At 65.6% G+C, this 9,378-nt stretch carries 8 protein-coding genes; 7 read left to right on the top strand and 1 reads right to left on the bottom strand.

Features of this window, described 5'->3' with window-relative positions:
* Positions 1–139: 139 nt before the first annotated feature.
* The 7 genes from rpmF to F7D09_RS05720 all read left to right on the top strand — a co-directional run bounded on the left by rpmF (position 140) and on the right by F7D09_RS05720 (position 7,724).
* Positions 140–334 (top strand): 50S ribosomal protein L32, encoded by a 195-nt coding sequence (rpmF, locus tag F7D09_RS05750; RefSeq protein WP_152234460.1) that lies wholly within the window; start codon positions 140–142, stop codon positions 332–334.
* Between the two features lie 132 nt (positions 335–466).
* Positions 467–1,186: a ribonuclease III gene (gene rnc, locus F7D09_RS05745; protein ID WP_152234459.1), complete on the top strand. Its 720-nt coding sequence runs from the start codon at positions 467–469 to the stop codon at positions 1,184–1,186.
* A gap of 246 nt (positions 1,187–1,432) precedes the next feature.
* A complete protein-coding gene (locus tag F7D09_RS05740; RefSeq protein ID WP_152234458.1) occupies positions 1,433–3,361 on the top strand; it encodes an acetolactate synthase large subunit in 1,929 nt (642 codons plus the stop codon).
* Positions 3,362–3,399: 38 nt separating this feature from the next.
* Positions 3,400–3,954: an acetolactate synthase small subunit gene (gene ilvN / locus F7D09_RS05735; RefSeq protein WP_152234457.1), complete on the top strand. Its 555-nt coding sequence runs from the start codon at positions 3,400–3,402 to the stop codon at positions 3,952–3,954.
* A gap of 174 nt (positions 3,955–4,128) precedes the next feature.
* Positions 4,129–4,416 carry a FitA-like ribbon-helix-helix domain-containing protein gene (locus F7D09_RS05730; RefSeq protein ID WP_152234456.1) on the top strand — a complete coding sequence of 96 codons (288 nt, stop codon included), beginning with the start codon at positions 4,129–4,131 and terminating at the stop codon, positions 4,414–4,416.
* Positions 4,394–4,828 (top strand): type II toxin-antitoxin system VapC family toxin, encoded by a 435-nt coding sequence (locus tag F7D09_RS05725; RefSeq protein WP_226835986.1) that lies wholly within the window; start codon positions 4,394–4,396, stop codon positions 4,826–4,828. The genes F7D09_RS05730 and F7D09_RS05725 overlap by 23 nt, the downstream gene beginning before the upstream one ends.
* A 478-nt stretch (positions 4,829–5,306) precedes the next feature.
* On the top strand, positions 5,307–7,724 hold the full coding sequence (locus F7D09_RS05720; protein ID WP_152234455.1) for a hypothetical protein: 2,418 nt from the start codon (positions 5,307–5,309) through the stop codon (positions 7,722–7,724).
* 203 nt (positions 7,725–7,927) lie between these two features.
* Here the strand turns inward: F7D09_RS05720 and F7D09_RS05715 are convergent, their stop codons facing one another.
* Positions 7,928–9,250, bottom strand: a complete 1,323-nt coding sequence (locus F7D09_RS05715) for a nicotinate phosphoribosyltransferase (protein ID WP_152234454.1) — start codon at positions 9,248–9,250, stop codon at positions 7,928–7,930.
* Positions 9,251–9,378 lie beyond the last annotated feature (128 nt).

Here is a 9,378-nt window from a genome sequence, read left to right as displayed (position 1 = left end):
GCCCCAGACACCCTGCCAAACCCCGCCCGTCCCACTCCGCAACGCGCCGACATGCCCATTCCCGAAGCGTTGTACGGGCGATGCGTTAAGATACCGTCTGCTTAAGCTCAATTGTTCGAACGAAACAGAGGAATAACAAATGGCACTGCCAAAGTACAAGACCTCGCGCGCCAACACGCATTCGCGTCGCGCGAACTGGAAGGCGACTGCTGCCCAGACCATCGCTTGCCCGAACTGCGGCGAGCCGACCCTGCCGCACATGGCCTGCCCGGCCTGCGGCTCCTACCGCGGTCGCGTCTACCGTTCCGCCATTCGCTCCGCTCACACCAAGTGATCGCAGCCGAGTGCAGCTAACGAAGGAAGGCCCTGCCATCGACGGGTGGCGGGGCCTTCGCATATCCGTCTGACCGTCGTCTGGCCGTCGCAACGCCGACGCTCAACCAACATCCCATCCCAAAGGAGCACCATGACCGAACCACGCGACGAACTGTTCGCGGCGCTGGGAGCCACCATCAGCCCTGACCTGTTCATCCAGGCACTCACCCACCGTTCGTTCTCGCACGAGCACCCTGGCACCAAGAACTACGAACGGCTGGAATTCCTCGGCGACGCCGTGCTGGAACTGGTCGCCACCGAAACGCTGTTCACCATCCACCCGGACATGACCGAAGGCCAGCTGGCGAAGATGCGCGCGAAGGCCGTCTCCGAGGAGGCGCTCTCGAAGATCGCCCGCGAGAAGCTGCACGTCGGCCCGTTCATCCTGCTCGGCCACGGCGAGATGGAGGACGGCGGCGCCGACAAAAGCTCGATCCTGTGCGACATCGTCGAGTCGCTCATCGGCGCGACGTTCCTCGAGCACGGCATCGAGGGTGCGCGCAAGGTCGTGCACCGGCTGGTCGACGACACGCTCAAGGAGGTCGCCACCGAAGGCCCGGCGCTCGACTGGAAGACCTCGCTGACCGTCAAAGCGCACGAGCTGGGACTCGAGGAGCCGCGCTACCGCATGAGCGTATCCGGTCCCGAGTATGCGCAGGAGTTCACCGCCAAGGCGACGATCGGCCCCGACGACGACATCATCGGCCGCGGTACCGGCACCAGCAAGCGCAAGGCGCAGCTGGCCGCCGCCGAAATGGCGTGGCATGCGCTCGACGCGTACGCGAAGGAGCATCGCGGCGGCCGCAAGTAGACCGCGCGGCGGCCGCGACGGCATCGTCGCGACATCACAGCGACACCGCCGCGATACCACATGACGGACAGACCGGCCCTGCGCGAGGCCGTACTGTCAGCCATGTGTCTAAACTGAAACATACGAAATCACGGACGCCGCAGCCACAAGCGAGCGCGCATCGTCGAGGCGGCCACCCCGCGGCGGAACGAACGGTCCGCGGGGTGCGGCCGACGTCAGGGAACGATTTTGAGTTGAGAGGACAACATGGCTCTACCCACACCATTGCAGGCATTCAGCGGGGTTCCGAAGACCACGGCCGCGCCGGACAAGCAGACGGTCGTCGACGGTGAGAAGATGACCGGCGCCCAGGCGCTGGTCCGTGCGCTGGAGGATCTGGGCGTCAAGGACGTGTTCGGCATCCCCGGCGGCGCGATCCTGCCCGTCTACCATCAGATCAAGGACGACACGAAGTTCCGTTTCGTGCTCATGCGGCACGAGCAGGCTGCCGGCCACGCGGCCGAAGGCTACGCGGTGGCGACCGGTGAGGTGGGCGTGTGCATCGTCACTTCCGGCCCGGGCGCGACGAACGTGGTCACCGCCATCGCCGACGCGAACATGGACTCCGTCCCGATGGTCGTCATCACCGGCCAGGTGGGTGTGGGCGCGATCGGCACCGACGCCTTCCAGGAGGCCGATATCGTCGGCATCACCTACCCGGTCACCAAGCATTCGTATCTGGTCACCAACGCGCAGGACATCCCGCGCGTGCTCGCCGAAGCGTACTACATCGCCCGCACCGGCCGCCCCGGTCCGGTGGTCGTGGACCTGACGAAGACCGCGCAGACCGGCTCCATGTACTACTCGTGGCCGCAGCGCATGATCCTGCCCGGCTACAATCCGACGCTCAAGGCGCACGGCCGCGTGCTGTCGGACGCGGCGAAGCTGTTCGAGCAGGCGTACCGTCCGGTGCTGTACGTCGGCGGCGGCGCGGTCCGTTCCAACGCGAGCGCCGAGGTGGCGAAGCTCGCCGAGGTCACCGGTGCGCCGATCGTCACCACGCTGCCGGCTCGCGGCATCGTGCCCGACTCGAACCCGAAGAACCTCGGCATGCTGGGCATGCACGGCACGGTCGCGGCGACCGGCGCCGCCCAGCGAGCCGACCTGCTCGTCGCCATCGGCGCGCGTTTCGACGATCGCGTCACCGGTAATCTGGCGGCGTTCGCACCGGCCGCGCGCGTCATCCACATCGACATCGATCCGGCGGAGATCGGCAAGAACCGTCAGCCGGACGTGCCGATCGTCGGCGACGTGGCGACCGTGCTGCGCGACCTGATCCCCGAGATCGAACGTTCGCAGGCGATTCACGGCAAGCCCGACCTCACCTACTGGTGGAAGGAGCTTGACGGGCTGCGCAAGGATTATCCGATCGACTATGACCAGCCGTGCGACCAGCCGACCGACGGCTCTCTACAGCCGCAGTGGGTGGTGCGTCAGCTGTCGAAGCACGCCGACCCGTCGACGATTTGGGTGACTGGCGTCGGCCAGCATCAGATGTGGGCCAGCCAGCTGGTGGACTTCGAGAATCCGCATTCGTGGATCTCCTCCGGCGGTCTGGGCACGATGGGCTTCGGCCTGCCCGCGGCCATCGGCGCGGTCGCCGGCTCGCAGCGTGAGTTCGGCGGCAAGAAGCCGGTGTGGCTGATCGACGGCGACGGCAGCTTCCAGATGACCTCCGAGGAGCTGGCAACGGCCACGCTCGACGGCACGCCGCTGAAGATCGCCATCCTCAACAATTCCGTGTACGGCATGGTCCGCCAGTGGCAGACGCTGTTCTTCGACCACCATTACTCGCAGACCAACCTGCTGGACGGCGAGGCGCGTGAGAACACGCCGGCCGACGAGTTCGTGGACGTTCCCGATTTCGTCAAGCTCGCCGAGGCGTACGGCTGCGTGGGCCTGCGCGCGTTCACCGAGGAGGAGGCCGTCGCGGCGATCGAGAAGGCGAACGCGATCAACGACCGTACGGTGCTCATCGACTTCCGCGTGTGGAAGGACGCCATGGTGTGGCCGATGGTCGCGGCGGGCGCGTCGAACGATGCGGTCACGTACCGTCCGGGCACGCAGCCGCTGCTGCGGCAGGGCGGCGATGGTGCGGCGGAAGGCACCGGTGCGGCGCAGAGCGACCGCGCGTGAGCTGAGCCAGGTTTTCAGGCAGTAAGGAGAATGTGATTATGGCTGTGTATCCCGCTTCCCGGCCCGGCTCCGAGCGTCACACGCTGTCGGTGCTCGTGGAGAACCGTCCTGGCGTGCTGGCCCGTATCGCCGGCCTGTTCGCGCGTCGTGCGTTCAACATCAACTCGCTGTCCGTCTCGCCGACCGAGCGTCCGGACATCTCGCGTGTGACGGTCACCGCCGACGTGGAGGCCGTGCCGCTCGAGCAGATCATCAAGCAGCTCAACAAGCTGCTGCACGTGCTGAAGATCGTCGAGCTCGACCCGAACACGACGGTCGAGCGTGAGCTGGTGCTCATCAAGGTGGCCGCCGACCAGACGAACCGTTCGGATGTGCTGGAGATTGTGCGTCTGTTCCGTGTGCGCGTGGTCGACGTGAATCCGGAGTCGCTGACCATCGAGGCGACCGGCGCGGAAGGCAAGATCGACGCGCTGCTCGGCCTGCTCGAGCATTACGGCGTAATCGAGCTGGTGCGTTCCGGCGCGGTCGCCGTGACGCGCGGCCCGAAGGCGCTCAGCGAGAAGGTCATCGGTTCCGAGATCAAGGGGCGGTGACGGCTTGCCGCGGCTGTGCTGCGGCTGCGGCGTTGTGGCTGCCGGCGTTGCGGTTGCGGCGTGACGTTTCGTGCATGACCGGCGTGTGGCGTGTGCCATGCGCCGGTTTTTTGTTGGACGTATGTGCTAGCATTATGCTAGCAAACGTTGGTTGGTGGATGAACGGAGGGGATTATGGCTGGAAACACCATCACCATCAGGAAGATGTCCGATGAGGATGTCAGCAAGCTGAAGGAGGTTGCGGCGAGCAATCATCGATCCATGGAGGCTCAGGCGCGTTCGATACTTGAGGAGTATCTGGCGGGCTATGTCGCCCACAAGATAATGACGACGGGCGACCTGATCGCCGAGATGCACCGTCTGCTCGAGGGGGAGGGGCTTGGCCCTGATGAGGATCTTGTGCCGCCTCGAGATACGTATATGCGCCCTGTCGATTTCGATGATGACGATGATTGTTCTTGACACCAATGTGGTCAGCGAAATCGCGTGTAAACAGCATCCGAATTCTGCGGTAGTCGCATGGGTGGAACGGCAGCTGCTGCGGAATTTGTTCACGACGAGCATCACCATTGCCGAATTACTGTATGGCGTCGCCTTGCTGGACTCGTCGCATAGGAGGAGTCGATTGGAGGCGTCGATCGAGTCTTTCGCGGATACGCTCGCTGATCGGACTTTGACGTTCGATGCCGAAGCCGCCGCCTATTATGCGATCATCGCGGCCGGGCGAAGGCGGGATGGACGGCCCATCGGCGTGCAGGACGCGATGATCGCGGCCATCGCGCGCGCCCACGGGGCGTCCGTGGCGACCAGGAACGTCAAGGATTTCGAAGGCACAGGGGTCGACGTCATCAATCCATGGGAGGAGGTCGCATAAGAACGTCATTGGCGCACCTCTTGCCCCGCTGGCGGGCTCTGTCGCCTGTGGTCGGCAGGGCGTCATGGGCGATTAGCTCTCGCCCCCGCTGGCGGACGCTGTCAGCGCAGCTGACTGGGGTGGTCCTCGGCCCCCTCGTTGGAGGGGCAGACAACACCGGCAAGGTGACCCGCACGTACAAGGTCCCTCGGCCCCCTCGGTGGAGGGGCAGACGGCGAGCTTGACCTGCTCATGCGTGGTGGTGGTCCTCGGCCCCCTCGGTGGAGGGGGCTGTCAGCCGAAGGCTGACTGGGGGAGCGTCACCCCCTACGCGGATAGAGCTGCTACGCAGGGATTCCGGCTTGCGATCCTTCCGGGATGAAACGTGGCGACACGCGTTGCAGGTTTTCCGAAGGTGCAGCGTCTACCGTACGAATTCGAGTAGTGTGCAAGGAGCGGCGTTCATTTCACCGTCGACTGAGGAAGGGGGCAGTGCAACATGGTGAGTTTTCCCGCGACGGCTCCGGTCGAGGTCAGGAGCGATGAGGACGTGCGCGAGCTGTCCGTATACCTGATGCGGTTCGAGCGCCCGCGGATCGTCGTGGTGGTGACCACGGATCAGGACGGCGGAGAGCCGCTGATTGACCCGGAGGCGCTGTTCCGCGACTACGCCGGCAAGGGCGAAGGCATCGACGTGGCGGTGATCCGGTCCATGCGCAACACGCACCGGCTGTCCGACCGCATCTCCCAGCGGCTGTCCGTCTATCAAGGCGCCGTGCGCATCTACCCCAAGGATGGTGCGTGGCAGGAGCCCGGCAACTACCGGCTGTCGCCGCTCTGCCTGCCGCCGCGGGATCTGACGCGGTTCGACCGTTCCGTGCGCGACGCCATCGACGTCGAACTGCGGCGCGCGGAACGTATGCAGGAGGATCGGGACCGGGCAGGACGGTCCGCGTCTCCGACGTGGGATTCCGGCAGGTCCGCCGCCTCCGATGCTTCACCAGCTGCAGTCGGCGCATCCGTCGACGCTGACTTGTCGGCATCCCGCTCGAGTCAGTCCGGTCAGGGCCCGAAAGGCCGGCCGTCCATCCGGCAATCCGCGCAACTGGTGTCCTCAACACAGACGTCGTCACCACAGACGTCGTCAACACAGACATCATCGACACAGACGCTGTCAACACAGACGTCCGCAGCCCAAACGTCGTCAGCGAGTCCGACCGTGCCGGCCGGACTCGACTGCGACTACGACGGCCTGAGCGGCACGGTCATCGCGGTCGCCAGCGACGACGAGGCCGAACGTCTCGCGGCGTACCTGACCTCGCCGGACCGCACGCGTCCGGCCGTCGTCGTGTCCCGTCGCTTCGGCAAGGCGCTGTTCAACGCCGAGCTTATCGCACGCAAGCTCACCGACGTTGCGAAAGTGTTTGAACTGACCACGCCACAGTCCTCATGGGGGCTCTCCGGAGCGATGCCTCCCGGCACCAAGGTCTACAACGGATCGGCCAGACTGTACCCGATCGGCATCGACTGGGTGGACGACCCATCGGAGCTGCGGTACTACATCGGCTGGTCCGAAGCGGAACTCAAGACGCTGACCTATACGCTGATCGACAACGCCGTCGGCATGGTGGCGCGCAGCTACTCGTCGACGGTCACGACGCAGCGCCCGCAGATTGTACAGGGGCGCATCGGCGCGGTGTACGACGGTCGTGGCATCGCCATGATCGACGACGGTGACATGGCATCGGTCGTGCTCCCCGAAGCGTACGAACGGTACGGGTACGGTCACGTCCTGCGCAAAGGCCAGCTGATCCGCGGCATGTACGACCCGCAGTCGCACACGGTCGTCGTGACGCCCGACCGGCAGGACGCGCGGCAGGCGCTCGCCGCCTACGATAGCGGCCAGACCGTGCTCGCCAGAGTCGACAAGGTGACCGCCGCCCAGTGCGTCGTGGAACTGTTCCCCGGCGTATCCATCCGCATGGGCACCGAGGACGAGACCGGCATCACCGACATGCGCGACCTCGCGTCCGCCGGCATGGTCCTGCCGATTTACATCGCCGTCAAGGGCACGGTCGACGCCGACGGCGACTACCAGCATGACTGGCTACTGTCCATCACCGACGCCGACGTGGACCAGGTGCGCCCAGCACCGTCCCTGCTGGTGTCCGGGCCGCCGTGGCTCGACCCGAGCGACATGGAGACGCGCAGGATTCCCGACCGGTCGGCGGGCGACACGGCGATGCTGGGCGCGCAGTTCGACTCCGTGCAGGCGATGGCCGACTTCCTGACCGGGCCGGACGGGCGGATCGACGTGTCCGCGGCGGACGACGTGTTCCAGTATCTGACACAGTTGCAGCATGAGATGCAGCAGCTGCGCGACAGCGAGAAGACGGCGTCCGATCGGGTCGAGGGCATGAAGGCGAAGATGCGGCAGAAACAGCGGGAGAACGCCTATAACGGCAGCCAGTACAAGTCGCTGGTGCCATTGTTCGCCGACGCGGACGAGGGCCGGCGCTTCGAACGCGAGCAGATGGACATGATGGTCCGCCGCGCATGGGCGATACGACTCGGCCCGGCCGAGAAGAAGGATCATCCGCTGCCACGAAAGTGGGGGTACTCCGACTGGTTCTTCGACACGCTCGCCGCCACGCGCATCAATGTCGGCAAGGTGGTCGATGTGATGGTCGAAGTACTGATTGGCCGCGACATCCAGCTCGCCGGACGGCAGAACCACCGGCTGCGCACCGGACCGGGCGGTGACGACCCGTATCGGCTTGGCCCGAACGGCGAGACCTGCTTCCGCGACTCGCTGCAGGTCGGTCAGGCGGCGGCGCGCCGGCTGCACTACATGCGGTCTGCCGACAACACCGTCACCTTCACCTCCGTCCGCAACCACGACGACTTTGCCCTGTGACGTCGCCTTGTGACGTCGTAGCGATTGCGCGGATGACGTGCGAGCGACAGCGAGCCAGCATTGAGTTTGCCGAAGGCAATCCTCAATTGCAAGACGCTGGCAGCGAAGTTGACCGTCCCGCACCTTGGCCCTCTCGGTGCAGGACGCTGGCAGCCGTAGGCTGACTGGGGGAGCGTCACCCGCTAGCCACTCTCCTGCAGCCCTTACAGCACGGTGATATCGGTGCTGATCGCCGGCTCGCCCTTCATCAGGCTCTGCGCGGTGATCGGCAGCTCGCTCAACGCCTTCGCACGATACTCGTGCGCGGCAGTGATGGCGTCATGGCCCTGATACTGCGAATCGATCTCGCCATGGTCCACATAATCCACGAGCAGGTCCTTCCACCCCTCGGCAGGCTGGTATGCCGCCAGCTGCTCCTCGGAGCCGGAGATCACATGCTCGACGTCGGCAAGCCCATACTCGTACGAACGGTACGCCAGCTTGCGGCCGGGAACGCTCGCCTTGTCCTTCGACTTCTTCGCGACCGGCTGCATCTCGCCGTCCGCGCCCTCGCGCTCGGTGAGCTTGTACACCATCGCGCAGGTGGGCGCGCCCGATCCGGTCACCAGCATCGTGCCCACGCCGTACGAATCGACGGGCGCGCTCTGCAGCGCCGCCAGCGCGTACTCGTCCAGATCGTTCGTGACGGTGATGCGCGTGTTGGTCGCCCCCAGCGCGTCCAGCTGGTTGCGTACGCGCTGCGCCAGCGACGCAAGGTCGCCGGAGTCGATGCGCACGCCGCCCAGCTCAGGCCCTGCCACTTCGACCGCCGTCTTCACGGCCTCTTCGATGTTGTACGTGTCGACCAGCAGCGTCGTGTTCTTGCCCAGTGCGGCGATCTGCGAGGCGAACGCGCTGCGCTCGTCGTCGTGCACGAGCGTGAAGCAGTGGGCCGCCGTGCCGATGGCCTTCAGCCCGTACATCTGCGCGGCCAGCAGGTTCGCCGTACCCTGGAATCCGCCGATCACCGCGGCGCGGGCCGCCGCGACCGCCGACCACTCGTTGGTGCGGCGTCCGCCCATGTCCATGCACGGACGGTCCTTCGCCGCGGAGACCATGCGCGAGGCCGCCGAGGCGACCGCCGAATCATAGTTGAGGATGCTCAGCACCAGCGTCTCCAGCAGCGTGCACTCGCCGAACGTGCCCTCGACCTGCAGGATCGGCGAGTTCGGGAAGAACATTTCGCCTTCGCGGTACCCCTTGATCGACCCCGAGAAATGCAGGTTTTCCAGCCACTTGATGGTCTGACGGCTCACCACCTTGCGGTCGGCGAGGAATCGCAGGTCCTCATCGTCCAGGTGGAAGTTCTCGAGCGCGTCCAGGATGCGTCCGGTGCCGGCGACCACGCCGTATCGGCGTCCCGCGGGCAGGTGCCGCGTGTACACTTCGAACACGCATTTACGATTCGCCGTGCCGTCCTGCAGGCAGGCGTCCAGCATCGTGTACTCGTACATGTCCGTCATCAACGCCGGTGAATGATCCATCAGGTGCCCCCTTGGTGCTGTTGTGCTGTGCTGTTGCGGCGGCCGCGGCGGCTGTGGCGTGGCCGCGGTCGCCGGTTTTTCGCTGCATACCAGCTTACTCCACCGAGTTTATTCGTCACGCGTCGTCATAC

The sequence above is a fragment of the Bifidobacterium leontopitheci genome, assembly GCF_009193355.1.
Lineage (GTDB): Bacteria > Actinomycetota > Actinomycetes > Actinomycetales > Bifidobacteriaceae > Bifidobacterium > Bifidobacterium leontopitheci.
This window is presented reverse-complemented; position numbering and strand designations above follow the sequence as displayed.

Coding starts and splice junctions, on each gene's coding strand:
- rpmF (WP_152234460.1), top strand. CDS start 140: ATGGCACTGCCAAAGTACAAGACCTCGCGCGCCAACACGCATTCGCGT.
- rnc (WP_152234459.1), top strand. CDS start 467: ATGACCGAACCACGCGACGAACTGTTCGCGGCGCTGGGAGCCACCATC.
- F7D09_RS05740 (WP_152234458.1), top strand. CDS start 1,433: ATGGCTCTACCCACACCATTGCAGGCATTCAGCGGGGTTCCGAAGACC.
- ilvN (WP_152234457.1), top strand. CDS start 3,400: ATGGCTGTGTATCCCGCTTCCCGGCCCGGCTCCGAGCGTCACACGCTG.
- F7D09_RS05730 (WP_152234456.1), top strand. CDS start 4,129: ATGGCTGGAAACACCATCACCATCAGGAAGATGTCCGATGAGGATGTC.
- F7D09_RS05725 (WP_226835986.1), top strand. CDS start 4,394: ATGATGACGATGATTGTTCTTGACACCAATGTGGTCAGCGAAATCGCG.
- F7D09_RS05720 (WP_152234455.1), top strand. CDS start 5,307: ATGGTGAGTTTTCCCGCGACGGCTCCGGTCGAGGTCAGGAGCGATGAG.